The organism is Vibrio sp. CJQ_6 (genome assembly GCF_043106745.1).
GTDB classification, from domain to species: domain Bacteria; phylum Pseudomonadota; class Gammaproteobacteria; order Enterobacterales; family Vibrionaceae; genus Vibrio; species Vibrio furnissii.
In genome coordinates this window covers 1-14,439 of sequence record NZ_JBICMV010000027.1, presented here as the reverse complement: position 1 = coordinate 14,439, position 14,439 = coordinate 1, and the positions used below count along the sequence as shown (strand labels likewise).

Below are 14,439 nucleotides of genomic sequence, written 5' to 3'. Positions count from 1 at the left end.
ATGGGTAATCCGATACGGCTTATGCCGTTTTTACATCTTCTCTCAAACCTGTAAATTCAGGCATCAAGGAAATCAGTTGTTTGCTGTATTCATGCGACGGTGAATTAAAGAGCTGTTCGGTCGGTGCCACTTCCAGCAACGTGCCCATCTTCATCACACCCACGCGATCACACATCTGGCGAATCACGGGTAAATCGTGACTGATAAACAGCATGGTCAAATTCAGCTCATCCTGAAGGTCTTTCAGCAGGTTAAGAATTTGCGCCTGAACGGACACGTCCAGCGCTGACGTCGGTTCATCACAAATCAGCAGACGCGGACGCGTCGCCAGCGCACGTGCAATTGAGATACGTTGACGCTGACCGCCCGAAAATTCATGAGGATACTTCACGCCCGATTGACGCCCCAAACCCACATGATCCAACAGATCGTTCACGATCTGGCGAGTTTCCGCTTCGTTACGTGTCAATTTGTGGAAACGAATCGGCTCGGCAATGATGTCGAAAATCTTCATGCGCGGATTCATGGACGTGTATGGGTTCTGGAACACCATCTGCATCTGACGACGCATCGGGCGGCGCTCTTTCTCGGATTTCATCGCCGTGAGGTCGATGCCTTCAAAGGTCACGCGACCATCATTCGGTTCATACAACCCCGCGATTACACGCGCAATGGTCGATTTACCTGAACCCGATTCTCCCACCAAACCAAAGGTTTCGCCTTCAAACACTTCAAAACTCACGTCGTTTGACGCCTGCACGTACTCCCGGCGGCTCTCAAACAGCGAATCTTTGGTCACAAAACGCAGGTTCACATGTTCAACGTTCAGTAGCGGGCCGGTGTATTGGCGCTGATCCTGACTCTGACCCAACCAGTGATTTTTGATATCCAGTGATTGATGATCGCCCACATCTTCGATGTAGGTCACCAGCGGGAAGCGATCCAGTTTGATGTCTGAACGTGGCACGGCCGAAATCAGGCTGCGCGTGTAGGGGTGATCCGGGTCGCCCAGCACTTTGGCGGTTGGGCCAAATTCCACCAGCTCCCCGCGATACATCACCGCCACGCGGTCCGTGACGTTCGACACCACGCCCATGTCATGCGTGACCAGCATACAACCCACATTGTTTTGAATGCACAGCTCGCGAATCAGGCTCAGGATTTGGTCCTGAATGGACACATCCAGCGCGGTGGTGGGTTCATCAGCGATGATCAGATCCGGCTCGCCCGCCAGCGCAATGGCAATCACCACACGCTGACGCATGCCGCCTGAAAATTGGTGCGGGTACTGTTTCAGACGGTTTTCCGGTTGAGGAATCCCCACCTGTTGCATCAGAGACAGCGCCCGTTGGTACGCCTCATCATCACTCACCTTCATGTTGGCGTGAATGGTCTCTTTGAGCTGCTGCTCGACGGTAAACAGTGGGTTTAAAGACGTCATTGGGTCTTGGAAGATGAAGCCAATTTTAGATCCACGAACGGCGCGCATCTTGTCTGCGGACAAACCGGAGATTTTTTGGCCATCAAGGAACACCTCGCCTCCAGCAATGGTTCCCGGTGGGCTGAGCAAGTCGATGATGGCATTGCCCACCGTCGATTTACCCGCGCCAGATTCGCCAACCACACCCACGATTTCACCGCGTTCAATGTTGAACGACAGCGATTTCACCGCGGCATGGACGCCGTGACGTGACGGATATTCAATACGAAGGTTTTTAACTTCTAAAAGTGACATCTAACCAGACCTCTACTGCTTCGGCAGTTTTCTGCCCTGTCTGAGACTCACGGCGCACGACCTGAATTGGCCGTCTCACCACGAGTACAAGTGAATCCATTCTTACCAGTACATTATTCTGGCAATTTACAAGGTCATCAATTTGGCAAATATTTCACAGAAAAGCAACATTGAGAGGATAAAAAATCGATAACGACCAAAAATAAAGCAGCTTTGTCGAATTGTTATGCATTTAAATTACATATATAAATAATCAAAGCCGTTTCTAGCACGCCAATTCATACCGATTCATATAGTTTTAAACTCTATATTCCGAGTAAATATAAAAATATTGTAAATAGGACTGTACGCATATTTGTTCACAATTATGCAAACAATGACTTTTAACAATAAAGAAACAACCGCCAAGTGAAATCCATTACCTAAGCGTTAGATCTTGGAATTAAAATCAAAAACCAGTGTATAAAACCAAACTTTCAAAACTAATTAGCATGATTATCGAGAACTATCTAAAACAAAAAAGCAGGGATTTCACCGTCACCACGACCCAACACTCGCCATTCGCGGTTCACTCGACTCATAGAGCTTAGATGGCTTTCAGGCGTCGCAAACGCATAAAACCAGAAAATGCCAAATGAACCACAGAAACAGCACCATTCCCTGATATCGATCAAATTAATCACCGCTAAGCGAACGCATGCCGGCGTCTTCGTGACGGATGTCCCCATCTCATCGCCCCGCAAACGGTGCACGCTCGCGCCCAGGAAAACCTTTTCACTACCATCGCGCTCGTTGCCACGCCGCATTCAAGCCGAGCTTACCAGTGAGTGCACCAATGCGCTGCCAAGTATCGAAACCACACAGGCAAAAAGCCCCGTCATGTCTGACGAAGCTTTGAATGACGGCCGGTGAATGAGGATTCGATCGGACTGGCGCTCCAGCCCACGACTCGAGTCTGCTAAAAGCAAACGCAGCCTCCAACCGCCCAAGCTTCCAACATCCAAATTACAAATTACAAATTACAAATTACAAATGCAAAAAAGCCCCGTCATTTCTGACGAGGCTTTGAATGGTGGTCGGTGAAGAGGGATTCGAACCCCCGACCCTCTGGTCCCAAACCAGATGCGCTACCAAACTGCGCTATTCACCGAGCTTTTATTCTTTAAAAGAATGGGGTGGCTAACGGGATTCGAACCCGCGACAACCGGAATCACAATCCGGGACTCTACCAACTGAGCTATAGCCACCATCAATTTGTGTAACCGGCTGCTTGCCGAACTAGTCACGCGATTAAAGCCTAACTAGATAAAGAGTGGTCGGTGAAGAGGGATTCGAACCCCCGACCCTCTGGTCCCAAACCAGATGCGCTACCAAACTGCGCTATTCACCGACAAATGGGGTGGCTAACGGGATTCGAACCCGCGACAACCGGAATCACAATCCGGGACTCTACCAACTGAGCTATAGCCACCACTATCAATTGTTACCGATCTTCCTCCGGGAAATGGCGCGCCCGAAAGGATTCGAACCTTCGACCTTTGGCTCCGGAGGCCAACGCTCTATCCAGCTGAGCTACGGGCGCATGCCCTATCGGCGGAGTGGAATAATACGGATATCCCCCAAGGCCGTCTAGTACTTTTTCAACTTTTTTTATCGTTTGGCGTCTTTTTCGTCAGTTAGTTGCCAATAACCCCACACAAAGGATGTGACTAAGCCCCTGAAGATCGCAACTTGTTGTTTATTGCAACAACTTATCGGGATATAATCACCCAATATTTACATTGATTTAACAGCTTTGATCGCTTTTTAAATCGCCCTACGCTAAATAATAATTGGGTAAGCAGCACTTACCTTTGGAATGTAAAGTGAGTTTAATGGATATGTCTCGATCAGTCTTAAGCGTATTGTTCGCTGCACTAACCTTTTCTACGGCAGCATTTGCCACCAGCCAAGCCGATTACGACGCCATTGCCGAACGCATCAAACCCGTTGGGGATGTGTACTTGGCGGGCAGTGAACCGGTTGTCGCTGAACCGACCGGACCTCGTGATGGCGCTAAAGTTTATGGCACATTTTGTATTGCCTGTCACGCATCTGGCGTCAGTGGCGCGCCCATCAAAGGTAACGCCGGTGATTGGGCTCCGCGTATTGCACAAGGGAAAGACGTCTTGCAACAACACGCGATTAACGGTCTGAACCTGATGCCGCCACGAGGCACATGTATGGATTGTAGCGATGATGAAATCATGGCTGCCATCGAGCACATGATTGAAGGTTTGTAAGTAGACCAGACACAAAAAAGGCTTGGAGATTCCAAGCCTTTTTTATTCACGTGCGGTCGCCAATCACTTCTTAAACATGGCGCGAATGTTGGCAATGTGTGCCTGACCTTTGGCCATTCGCTCTTCTTGCGACAGCGGTTTTTTCTTCACTTCCCATTCGACATCGTCAAACGGCAGCTCATCCAAAAAGCGGCTCTGCGTCGGCTTGAGCAATTCACCAAACTGGCGCCGCTCTTTGCACATCACAAATGTCAGTTCCCGCTGCGCCCGAGTAATACCCACGTACATCAAACGGCGTTCTTCCTCGACGTTATCTTCATCAATGCTGGTTTGATGGGGCAAAATGCCCTCTTCCGCACCAATCAAATACACATACGGAAACTCCAACCCTTTGGAAGCATGCAGCGTCATCAGTTGCACCGCGTCGCTGTCGTCATCTTCTTCACCGCGCTCCATCATGTCGCGCAGGGTGAGGCGTTGCACCACCTCTTTGAGGGTTTTCTCTTCCTGATCGTAATTGTCACCTTCCAAATCCGCCACAATCCACGAGTAGAGATCCGAGACGTTTTTCATCCGCATCTCCGCCGCTTTAGCGCTGGAGGAGGTTTCGTACAACCAGTCTTCGTAATGAATGTCACGCACCAACGAACGCACCGCATCGACGGTATTACCCCGTTCGGCATTGTCGGCGATCGCCACCAACCATTGGGTAAAACGGCGCAAATTCTCCAAACCACGACCGGACAGGTGCTGCTCCAACCCCAACTCAAAACTGCACTCAAACAAGCTTTTGCCACGCATGTTGGCGTAACTACCCAGTTTTTCTAGGGTCGCCGGCCCAATCTCACGCCGCGGCGTGTTCACAATACGCAAGAACGCGTTGTCATCGTCCGGATTCACCAACACGCGCAGATAAGCCATGATGTCTTTAATTTCAGCGCGCGAAAAGAACGAGGTGCCGCCGGAGAGCTTGTACGGCACGCGGTTCTGCATCAAGGATTTTTCAATCAAGCGTGACTGATGGTTCCCGCGATACAAAATCGCATAATCACGATATTCGGTTCGGTTGAGGAATTTGTGCGCGATGATCTCCGCCGTCACTTTTTCCGCTTCGTGATCCTCATTATTCGCCAGCACGACTTTGAGTTTTTCTCCGTCGGGAATCTCGGAAAACAGTGACTTCTCATACACGTGCGGGTTGTTGGCGATCAAAATGTTCGCCGCGCGCAAAATCCGACTGGTGGAGCGGTAGTTCTGTTCCAGTTTAATCAAACGCAGATTCGGAAAATCTTGGCCAAGCAACACCAGGTTTTGGGGCTTCGCGCCGCGCCATGAGTAAATCGACTGGTCATCATCCCCCACCACGGTTAAACGGCCACGCTCCCCAACCAACAATTTCACCAGCTCATACTGACTGGAGTTGGTGTCTTGGTATTCGTCGACCAGCAGGTAACGAATGCGGTTGCGCCAACGCTGACGTACCTCATCATGATGACGCAACAGCAGCACCGGCATCAAAATCAAGTCGTCAAAATCGAGTGCGTTGTACGCCTGCATCTGCTTTTGATACATCTCGTAGCAAAACGCAAACAGTTGCTGCTGCTCACCCTGCGCCTGCGCTTTGGCCTGCTCCGGCGACAGCATGTCGTTCTTCCAATTGGAGATAGTGCTCGTCAATTGGCGCAGCAAATCCTTGTCGCCATCGAGCTGTTTTTCGGTCAGCTCTTTGAGCAGGGCCAACTGGTCCTGATCATCAAACAGCGAGAAACCCGCTTTTAAGCCCAGCTGTTTGTATTCGCGACGAATGATATTGAGCCCCAGAGTATGGAAAGTCGAAACCATCAAACCACGGGATTCGGCTTTCCCCAATGTTTGACCCACGCGCTCTTTCATTTCTCGCGCGGCTTTATTGGTAAACGTCACGGCTGCGATATGGCGCGCCTTGTAGTCACACTGCTGAACCAAATAGGCAATTTTATTGGTGATTACTCGAGTCTTGCCCGAGCCAGCCCCCGCCAAAACCAGGCACGGACCGGATACGTATTTCACGGCTTCATCTTGTCTTGGATTCAGCTTCATGTTGCTCTCTGGGTCTGCTTATTCAAGCTGCTAATGATAATGCCCGTCGGCGCTGCTTTCCACACAAAGAAAAAACCGTGGCTTTATTTTTACTGCACATTTGTGTTGCAAAAAGGAGCAGAATATAAGCTATAATGGATGAACGTTCATTCACTACGGAATTTTTCTGTGCCTGATCAACTAACTGACAAGCGACTGGCGATTCTTGAATCGGCGGAAACCCTGATTGCAGAATTGGGGTTTCGTGGTTTGTCGATGCACAAATTAGCGAGAAAAGCCGATGTAGCCGCAGGAACGTTGTATCGCTACTTCGACGATAAGGAACATCTGCTACGTGAAGTGCGATTACATGTCAGTCGCCGAATTGCGGATGCTGTGCAGGACAATGTCAGCGATGACATGCCGCTGAAACAGCGTTTTCGTACCATGTGGCTGAACATCTGGAGTTTGGCGAACTCGGACAGTGATCTGATTTGCAACTATGTTCAATATGAATCATTACCCACAACAACTGGTTGCAACATTAAGGAACTTGAGAGGAAAATGTTTACCAAAGTCGATTTGCTGTTCGATCAAGGTAAAGCACAAGGCTTATTCAAACCGCTGGATAATCAAATCCTCGCGGCGCTAAGTTTTGAAACGACTGTCGCCTTGGCGCAAAAACATGCGTCCGGCTTGTACCAACTAAGCAACGACGACCTTCAGGCAGTAATTGAAGCCTGTTGGGACACAATCATTCAACACTAAACTGGGGTTCTCACTAGAATGAAAAAGTGGACATTCTTCATGATACTTATCGTGATTCTGCTGTTTGGCAGCGTGATAGGTTTCAATTTGTTTAAGCAAAAGAAAATTGCTGAATACATGGCCAATCGCCCTGAAGCAGAATTTCCAATCACAGTGACCGAAGTGAAACCTGTGGACTGGATTCCGGTCATTGATGCCATCGGCTTTATTGAACCCAATCAGGGCGTCACGCTGACGACAGAAACCAGCGGTGTCATCGACCAAATCACCTTTGAGTCAGGCACACAAGTGACTCAAGGCCAACCACTGGTCATGCTGGATTCCGACGTCGAGAAAGCGAACCTGAAAAGTTCTCAGGCCCGCTTACCGGCAGCGAAAGCCAAATACGAACGCTACAAAGGTCTGTACGCAAAAGGCTCCATTTCTAAAGAATCGTTTGATGATGCCGAAGCGAATTACTACTCCTTGTCTGCCGACATCGAGAGCCTGAAGGCCTCGATTGCCCGTCGCGAAATCAAAGCGCCATTTGCTGGCGTGGTCGGTATTCGTAACGTCTACCTGGGTCAGTACTTGCAACCGGGCACCGACATCGTGCGTCTGGAAGACACCAGCGTGATGCGTTTACGTTTTACCGTGCCACAAACAGACATTTCGCGCATTTCGATGGGCCAGGACGTGAACATTTTTGTCGATGCGTACCCAGCCACTTCATTCCACGGCTCGATCACGGCCATTGAACCGGCAGTGAGCGTGCAAAGTGGTCTGATTCAAGTGCAAGCCGATATTCCAAACAGCGACGGGAAGCTGCGCAGCGGTATGTTTGCGCGCGCCAGCATCATTCTGCCGAAACTGGAAAATCAGGTCACGCTGCCACAAACCGCAATCACCTTTACACTGTACGGCAACAACGTGTTTGTTGTGACCGAAGAAGATGGCGTGAAACGCGTGCAACAGCATGTGGTGAAAGTGGGTGAGCGAACCAAAGACATTGCCCACATTCTTGATGGCGTGAAAGCCGGCGATGTGGTGGTGACCTCAGGTCAGGTTCGTTTAAGTAATGGCGCCAAAGTTCGCATTGTCGAAAGCAATGCAACAACGCCTCCTGCTGAAACCCCAATGCTGTAAGCGGAGGATGTATGCGCTTTACTGATGTTTTTATTAAACGTCCGGTACTCGCGATTTCGATCAGCTTTTTGATTGCGCTGCTTGGTTTGCAAGCTGTGTTCAAAATGCAGGTCAGTGAATATCCGGAAATGACCAATACGGTGATTACCGTCAGTACCAGTTATTACGGTGCGAGTGCCGATCTGATTCAAGGCTTTATTACCCAGCCTTTGGAACAGGCGGTTGCTCAGGCCGATAACATCGACTACATGACGTCGCAATCCGTCTTGGGGACTTCGAAAATCACGGTCAACATGAAGCTCAACACCGATCCGAATGCGGCGTTGTCTGACGTGCTGGCCAAGACCAACTCGGTGCGCTCTCAGCTTCCTAAAGAAGCGGAAGACCCAACAGTGACCATGTCGACCGGTTCCACCACCGCGGTTCTCTACATCGGCTTTACCAGTAATGAACTGGATTCGAGTCAGATCACCGATTACCTGCAACGTGTGACCAACCCTCAGCTGTACTCGATCAACGGGATTTCCAGTATCGATCTGTACGGTGGCCTGAAATACGCCCTGCGCGTGTGGCTCGACCCAGCCAAAATGGCGGCGTTTAACCTGACCGCCACCGACGTGATGAGCGTTCTGAGTGCCAACAACTACCAATCGGCTACCGGTCAAGCGATAGGCGAATTCGTGCTGTTTAACGGTAGCGCCGATACGCAAGTCTCGAACGTCGACGAGCTGAAAAGTCTGGTGGTGAAAACCGAAGACGGGAACGTGACCCGTCTGGGCGACATTGCCAACGTGACATTGGCGAAAAGCCACGACACATACCGCGCGAGTGCCAACGGCCAAGAAGCGGTGGTTGCCGCAATCAACGCTGCGCCCAGTGCAAACCCAATCAACATCGCCAAAGATGTGTTGGAGATCTTGCCAGAGCTGCAACGCAACATGCCAAGCAACATCAAGATGAACGTGTTGTATGACTCCACCGTTGCGATCAACGAATCGATTCATGAAGTGATTAAAACCATCATCGAAGCGGCAGTGATCGTTCTGGTGGTGATCACTTTGTTCCTTGGTTCGTTCCGCGCCGTGATCATTCCTATCGTCACCATTCCGCTGTCGCTGATTGGTGTGGCGATGGTGATGCAGGCGATGGGCTTCTCCTGGAACTTGATGACCCTGCTGGCGATGGTACTCGCCATCGGCTTGGTGGTGGATGATGCGATCGTGGTGCTGGAAAACGTCGACCGCCATATCAAGGCAGGCGAATCCCCATTCCGCGCCGCGATTATCGGGACGCGTGAAATCGCCGTGCCCGTGATTGCCATGACGCTCACGCTGGGTGCAGTATACGCGCCTATCGCGCTGATGGGCGGGATCACCGGGTCGCTGTTTAAAGAGTTTGCCCTCACGCTGGCCGGTTCCGTGTTTGTGTCCGGTATTATCGCACTGACGCTGTCGCCGATGATGTGTTCAAAAATGCTCAAAGCGAATGAAAAACCCAATCGCTTTGAACAGAAAGTGCACCACGTGCTGGACAAAATGACCAACCGCTACGAAAAAATGCTGCGTGCGGTCATGCAACACCGTCCGGTGGTCATTGCGTTTGCGATCATCGTGTTTGGTAGCTTGCCGGTGCTGTTCAAGTTCATTCCAAGTGAACTGGCACCATCGGAAGATAAAGGCGTGGTCATGCTGCTGGGTACCGGTCCATCCAATGCGAACTTGGATTACCTGTCCAACACCATGGCGGATGTGAACAAGATTCTCTCCGATCAGCCAGAAGTGCAATTTGCGCAGGTCTTCACCGGGGTGCCAGATTCAAACCAAGCGTTTGGTATCGCATCAATGGTCCCTTGGAGCCAGCGTGAAGCGAGCCAGGCTGAAGTGACCACACGCGTGGGTAACTTGGTGAAAGACATTCCGGGGATGGCAGTCACCGCCTTCCAGATGCCGGAATTGCCGGGTGCGGGTTCAGGCCTACCGATTCAGTTTGTCATCACCACGCCCAATGCATTTGAGAGCTTGTTTACCATTGCAACCGACGTGCTGACCGAAGTTCAAAACAGTCCGCTGTTTGTGTACTCCAACTTGGATTTGAACTACGACTCGGCCACGATGAAAATCAACATCGATAAGGACAAAGCCGGCGCGTATGGTGTCACCATGCAAGACATCGGTGTCACGCTCGGCACCATGATGGCGGACGGTTACGTCAACCGTATCGACCTGAACGGCCGTTCGTACGAAGTGATTCCACAGGTTGAGCGTAAATGGCGCTTGAACCCAGAGTCGATGAACAATTACTACGTTCGCGGCGCAGATGGGCAAGCGGTGCCGCTGGGTAGCTTGATCAACATTGATGTTGTGGCTGAGCCGCGTGCGCTGCCACACTTCAACCAGTTGAACTCAGCAACCGTAGGAGCGGTTCCGTCGCCCGGCACTGCCATGGGGGATGCCATCGCGTGGTTCGAGAACATCGCCGATACCAAACTGCCGAAAGGGTACAATCACGATTACATGGGTGAAGCCCGTCAGTACGTGACCGAAGGCAGCGCGCTGTATGCCACGTTTGGTCTGGCCTTGGCGATCATCTTCTTGGTGCTGGCGATTCAGTTTGAATCACTCAAAGACCCGATCGTGATCATGGTGTCGGTACCACTCGCCATTTGTGGTGCATTGATTGCGCTGGCATGGGGGATGGCAACCATGAACATTTACTCGCAGGTCGGTTTGATTACCCTCGTGGGTCTGATCACCAAGCACGGTATTTTGATTTGTGAAGTGGCCAAAGAAGAGCAGTTGCACAACAAACTCAATCGTATTGATGCCGTCATGGCGGCTGCTAAAGTGCGTCTGCGTCCGATTCTGATGACCACCGCAGCGATGATTGCAGGTCTGATCCCGTTGATGTACGCCACCGGTGCCGGTGCTGCTCAGCGTTTCAGTATCGGGATTGTCATCGTCGCTGGTCTGGCCATCGGGACTATCTTTACCCTGTTCGTCCTGCCGGTGATTTACAGCTACTTGGCGGAGAAACACAAACCGCTGCCTGTGTTTGTCGAAGACAAAGACTTGGAGAAACTGGCCCGAGTTGATGAAGCGAAAGCCGCACAACGCCAACTGGCAGAGAACAAGTAAATCACTAAAGAGTTTCTGACTCACAAAAGGTCACTTCGGTGGCCTTTTTTATGGTCGCAATTAACGACATTCCACGACGAATTGCATAGAATGAGCGGAATAAATATAGGAGTGAAAACCGCATGTTTGATCCAAAAAAACTTGAGCAAATTGCCAAGCAGATTCACGAATCCATGCCTCAGCCAGTGAAAGAGCTGGGTGCGGACGTGGAACAAAAAGTGCGCCAAGTGATTCAAGGACAGTTGAATAAACTGGATGTTGTTAGCCGCGAAGAGTTCGACGTTCAAACTCAAGTCCTGCTGCGCACACGTCAAAAACTGACCGAGATGGAAGCCAAGCTCGCCGAGCTGGAAGCTAAACTGGCGGATAAATAAGGCCATTCGGCCAGAATGTCATTGGCAGCGGATACGCTGAATATATAAAGGGCTTAGTCTTGCGACTAAGCCCTTTTTCTTTTTTATGTTGTTGTGTTTGCGTTTGTAATTCTTTTAAGCCGAGTGATTAATCACCCACTGCGATGCGCTTCATGTCTTTCATGTAGCCACGTAGTTCTTCACCGATATATTCCACAGGGTGGTTGCGGATGATGCTGTTCACTTCAATCAGCGTCGCGTTATCCACTTGATTTGATGTCTCACCCAAGCCTTTACCAATCACGTCCGTACCAACGTTTGGCATGAACTTCTCACGCAGCAGCGGCGTCGCGACGTTAGCGAACAGGTAGTTCCCGTATTCCGCCGTATCAGAGATCACCACGTTCATTTCGTACAGACGCTTACGAGCGATGGTGTTCGCAATCAGTGGCAATTCGTGCAGTGATTCATAGTACGCCGACTCATCAATGATGCCAGATGCCGTCATCGCTTCAAAGGCCAGTTCAACCCCAGCACGAACCATCGCAATCATCAGAATGCCATTGTCGAAGTACTCTTGTTCTGCGATCTTCACGTCCGTTGCTGGGTAGTTTTCAAACGCTGTTTCCGCCGTTTCTGCACGCCAGCCCAGTAAGTTCACGTCATCGTTCGCCCAGTCGGCCATCATGGTGCTTGAGAAGTGACCCGAGATGATGTCATCCATGTGTTTGTTGTATAGTGGACGCAACAGATCTTTCAGCTCTTCAGACAGTTCAAACGCTTTGATTTTCGCCGGATTCGACAGACGATCCATCATGTGCGTGATGCCACCAAACTTCAGCGCTTCAGTCACGGTTTCCCAACCAAATTGCAGTAGTTTACCGGCGTAACCTGGTTCGATACCGTCAGCAATCATTTTCTCGTAACACACGATAGAACCGGCTTGCAGCATGCCACACAGGATGGTTTGCTCACCCATCAAGTCCGATTTGACTTCCGCAACGAACGAGGATTCCAGACAACCCGCACGGTGACCGCCAGTTGCAGCAGCCCATGCTTTCGCGATATCCCAACCTTCACCTTTTGGATCGTTTTCTGGGTGAACCGCAATCAATGTTGGTACACCAAAGCCACGCTTGTACTCTTCACGCACTTCCGTACCTGGACATTTTGGCGCCACCATCACAACCGTCAGGTCTGGACGAATTTGCATGCCTTCTTCCACGATGTTGAAGCCGTGTGAGTAACCCAGCGCTGCACCTTGTTTCATCAATGGCATCACCGTTTCAACCACATTAGAGTGTTGTTTATCTGGTGTGAGGTTAACTACGAGGTCAGCTTGTGGAATCAGATCTTCATAGCTACCAACCACAAAGCCGTTGTCTTTGGCGTTTTTGTACGACTGACGCTTTTCATCGATTGCCGCTTGGCGCAAAGCATAAGCAACGTCCAAACCCGAATCACGCATGTTCAGACCTTGGTTCAGGCCTTGAGCACCACACCCCACGATGACGACTTTCTTGCCTTTCAGGTAATCTGCTTCGGTTGCAAATTCTTCACGCGCCATAAAGCGGCAGCGGCCAAGTTGATCAAGTTGTTCACGTAGGTTTAGCGTATTGAAATAGTTAGCCATGAGGGTGCTCCTTTATCGTTATTCCATTAGGGCGGTGGCTCTGCACCGAATGAATTCATACTAAAACAGACATTCAGTTGCTCAAAGTGATATATTCACAATTAGTTATTGCAATTAATGCAACGTGAGAGTTTCCATGAACATTAAAACCTTACAGCTGTTTCTGCATCTGTGTGACAGCATGAATTTCAGTAAAACCGCGACCGCGATGCACGTCAGTCCATCAGCACTCAGCCGTCAGGTCCAGAAACTGGAAGAAGAGATTGGTCATGCCCTGTTTGTCCGCGACAACCGAAGCGTTGAGCTCACGCCAGCGGGGAGTAAACTACTGCCTGTCGCGATGCGGATGATCAATGAATGGCGTCAGTTTCAATTCGAACTCAATGATCAGGAAGCCAAATTAAAAGGTGAGATTCGCCTTTTTTGCTCCGTGACCGCCAGCTACAGTCATCTGCCTGAACTACTGAATGCTTTTCGTTTAAAGCATCCCTACATCGAATTCAAACTGCTGACAGGCGATCCAGCACAAGCGATCGATAAAATCCTCAATGATGAAGCAGACATCGCCATCTCCGCCATGCCAGAAAGTCTGCCATCCCGGGTTGAGTTTGAAACCATCAGCGAAATCCCACTGTCGGTGATCGCGCCGATTGGCATCAGCAGTTTCGTTGAGGAAGTACAAAAAGAGCACCCTGACTGGACACAAGTTCCCTTCATTGTGCCAGAAGTCGGAACCGCACGGGATCGTGCGAATGCTTGGTTTAAGAAGATGAAGATTAAGCCCAACATTTACGCACAGATTGCCGGACATGAGGCGATCGTGAGCATGGTGGCTTTGGGGTGTGGTGTCGGAATTGCGCCGGATGTGGTGATCAACAACAGCCCTGTGCGAGAGAAAGTACAGCGACTCGCCTTCTCACCGATCAAACCATTCAAGCTTGGGGTGTGCTGTAAGCGCTCACAGCTCGATGATCCGTTGGTTCGAGCGTTGTGGCGAGTGGTGTCATCCAAACGCAGTATTGTTGACTGAATATGCTAGCCGCAATCACTGCGGCTTTTTTACGATTCATTTTCACCGTGACAAATGACAAAAAGCCCGCTGATTGCTCAGCGGGCTTTTTGAATAGTGGCGGAGAGATAGGGATTTGAACCCTAGGATAGCTATTAACCATCGCCGGTTTTCAAGACCGGTGCTTTCAACCACTCAGCCATCTCTCCACAAATTGTCACTAAAAATCGAGTCTTATACAGATGATGCTGGATCTTTAGCTGTGTTTTCAAATTATTCCTTAAAATGAATATCTGAAAACGATATTAAAGCCTGGCGATGTTCTACTCTCACATGGGGAGA

The 14,439-nt window shown here is 50.2% G+C and carries 9 protein-coding genes and 6 tRNA genes; 6 read left to right on the top strand and 9 right to left on the bottom strand.

Annotated elements, in window-relative coordinates; genetic code table 11:
- Nucleotides 1-19 precede the first annotated feature (19 nt).
- From ACF8PK_RS14420 to ACF8PK_RS14395, 6 genes are all read right to left on the bottom strand, one after another.
- A complete protein-coding gene (locus ACF8PK_RS14420; RefSeq protein WP_154180554.1) occupies nucleotides 20-1,735 on the bottom strand; it encodes an ABC transporter ATP-binding protein in 1,716 nt (571 codons plus the stop codon).
- A 1,073-nt stretch (nucleotides 1,736-2,808) separates the two neighbouring features.
- Nucleotides 2,809-2,885: transfer RNA gene (locus tag ACF8PK_RS14415), tRNA-Pro, on the bottom strand.
- Nucleotides 2,886-2,906: 21 nt separating this feature from the next.
- Nucleotides 2,907-2,982 (bottom strand) — tRNA-His (locus tag ACF8PK_RS14410).
- Between the two features lie 66 nt (nucleotides 2,983-3,048).
- Nucleotides 3,049-3,125 (bottom strand) — tRNA-Pro (locus ACF8PK_RS14405).
- A gap of 5 nt (nucleotides 3,126-3,130) precedes the next feature.
- Nucleotides 3,131-3,206 (bottom strand) — tRNA-His (locus tag ACF8PK_RS14400).
- A gap of 34 nt (nucleotides 3,207-3,240) precedes the next feature.
- Nucleotides 3,241-3,317, bottom strand: a tRNA-Arg gene (locus ACF8PK_RS14395).
- A 292-nt stretch (nucleotides 3,318-3,609) separates the two neighbouring features.
- On the opposite strand from ACF8PK_RS14395, the gene ACF8PK_RS14390 reads away from it, so the two are divergent.
- A complete protein-coding gene (locus tag ACF8PK_RS14390) occupies nucleotides 3,610-4,017 on the top strand; it encodes a cytochrome c5 family protein (RefSeq protein WP_004728358.1) in 408 nt (135 codons plus the stop codon).
- Between the two features lie 63 nt (nucleotides 4,018-4,080).
- Here ACF8PK_RS14390 and rep read toward each other — a convergent pair whose 3' ends face one another.
- The gene (rep, locus tag ACF8PK_RS14385; RefSeq protein WP_004728357.1) at nucleotides 4,081-6,096 is read right to left on the bottom strand and encodes a DNA helicase Rep; all 2,016 of its coding nucleotides are present in this window, start codon (nucleotides 6,094-6,096) and stop codon (nucleotides 4,081-4,083) included.
- A 138-nt stretch (nucleotides 6,097-6,234) separates the two neighbouring features.
- Between rep and ACF8PK_RS14380 the strand changes: the two genes are divergently transcribed.
- The 4 genes from ACF8PK_RS14380 (at nucleotide 6,235) to ACF8PK_RS14365 (ending at nucleotide 11,476) form a co-directional block, all read left to right on the top strand.
- Nucleotides 6,235-6,843, top strand: coding sequence for a TetR/AcrR family transcriptional regulator (locus ACF8PK_RS14380; protein WP_050780285.1), 609 nt, complete (start codon nucleotides 6,235-6,237; stop codon nucleotides 6,841-6,843).
- Nucleotides 6,844-6,861: 18 nt separating this feature from the next.
- A complete protein-coding gene (locus ACF8PK_RS14375; RefSeq protein ID WP_038152543.1) occupies nucleotides 6,862-7,968 on the top strand; it encodes an efflux RND transporter periplasmic adaptor subunit in 1,107 nt (368 codons plus the stop codon).
- An 11-nt stretch (nucleotides 7,969-7,979) separates the two neighbouring features.
- Nucleotides 7,980-11,102: a multidrug efflux RND transporter permease subunit gene (locus ACF8PK_RS14370; protein WP_004728354.1), complete on the top strand. Its 3,123-nt coding sequence runs from the start codon at nucleotides 7,980-7,982 to the stop codon at nucleotides 11,100-11,102.
- A gap of 122 nt (nucleotides 11,103-11,224) precedes the next feature.
- The gene (locus ACF8PK_RS14365) at nucleotides 11,225-11,476 is read left to right on the top strand and encodes an accessory factor UbiK family protein (protein WP_004728353.1); all 252 of its coding nucleotides are present in this window, start codon (nucleotides 11,225-11,227) and stop codon (nucleotides 11,474-11,476) included.
- 127 nt (nucleotides 11,477-11,603) lie between these two features.
- On the opposite strand, the gene ilvC is transcribed toward ACF8PK_RS14365, so the two are convergent.
- Nucleotides 11,604-13,088, bottom strand: coding sequence for a ketol-acid reductoisomerase (gene ilvC, locus ACF8PK_RS14360; protein WP_004728352.1), 1,485 nt, complete (start codon nucleotides 13,086-13,088; stop codon nucleotides 11,604-11,606).
- Nucleotides 13,089-13,224: 136 nt separating this feature from the next.
- On the opposite strand from ilvC, the gene ilvY reads away from it, so the two are divergent.
- Nucleotides 13,225-14,118, top strand: a complete 894-nt coding sequence (gene ilvY, locus ACF8PK_RS14355) for an HTH-type transcriptional activator IlvY (RefSeq protein WP_004728351.1) — start codon at nucleotides 13,225-13,227, stop codon at nucleotides 14,116-14,118.
- Between the two features lie 97 nt (nucleotides 14,119-14,215).
- Here ilvY and ACF8PK_RS14350 read toward each other — a convergent pair.
- A tRNA-Ser gene (locus tag ACF8PK_RS14350) sits at nucleotides 14,216-14,306 on the bottom strand.
- Nucleotides 14,307-14,439: the final 133 nt, after the last annotated feature.

Bases quoted from the DNA above. Each gene is read 5' to 3' on its own strand.
- ACF8PK_RS14420 (WP_154180554.1), bottom strand. From the start codon at position 1,735: ATGTCACTTTTAGAAGTTAAAAACCTTCGTATTGAATATCCGTCACGT.
- ACF8PK_RS14390 (WP_004728358.1), top strand. From the start codon at position 3,610: ATGGATATGTCTCGATCAGTCTTAAGCGTATTGTTCGCTGCACTAACC.
- rep (WP_004728357.1), bottom strand. From the start codon at position 6,096: ATGAAGCTGAATCCAAGACAAGATGAAGCCGTGAAATACGTATCCGGT.
- ACF8PK_RS14380 (WP_050780285.1), top strand. From the start codon at position 6,235: ATGAACGTTCATTCACTACGGAATTTTTCTGTGCCTGATCAACTAACT.
- ACF8PK_RS14375 (WP_038152543.1), top strand. From the start codon at position 6,862: ATGAAAAAGTGGACATTCTTCATGATACTTATCGTGATTCTGCTGTTT.
- ACF8PK_RS14370 (WP_004728354.1), top strand. From the start codon at position 7,980: ATGCGCTTTACTGATGTTTTTATTAAACGTCCGGTACTCGCGATTTCG.
- ACF8PK_RS14365 (WP_004728353.1), top strand. From the start codon at position 11,225: ATGTTTGATCCAAAAAAACTTGAGCAAATTGCCAAGCAGATTCACGAA.
- ilvC (WP_004728352.1), bottom strand. From the start codon at position 13,088: ATGGCTAACTATTTCAATACGCTAAACCTACGTGAACAACTTGATCAA.
- ilvY (WP_004728351.1), top strand. From the start codon at position 13,225: ATGAACATTAAAACCTTACAGCTGTTTCTGCATCTGTGTGACAGCATG.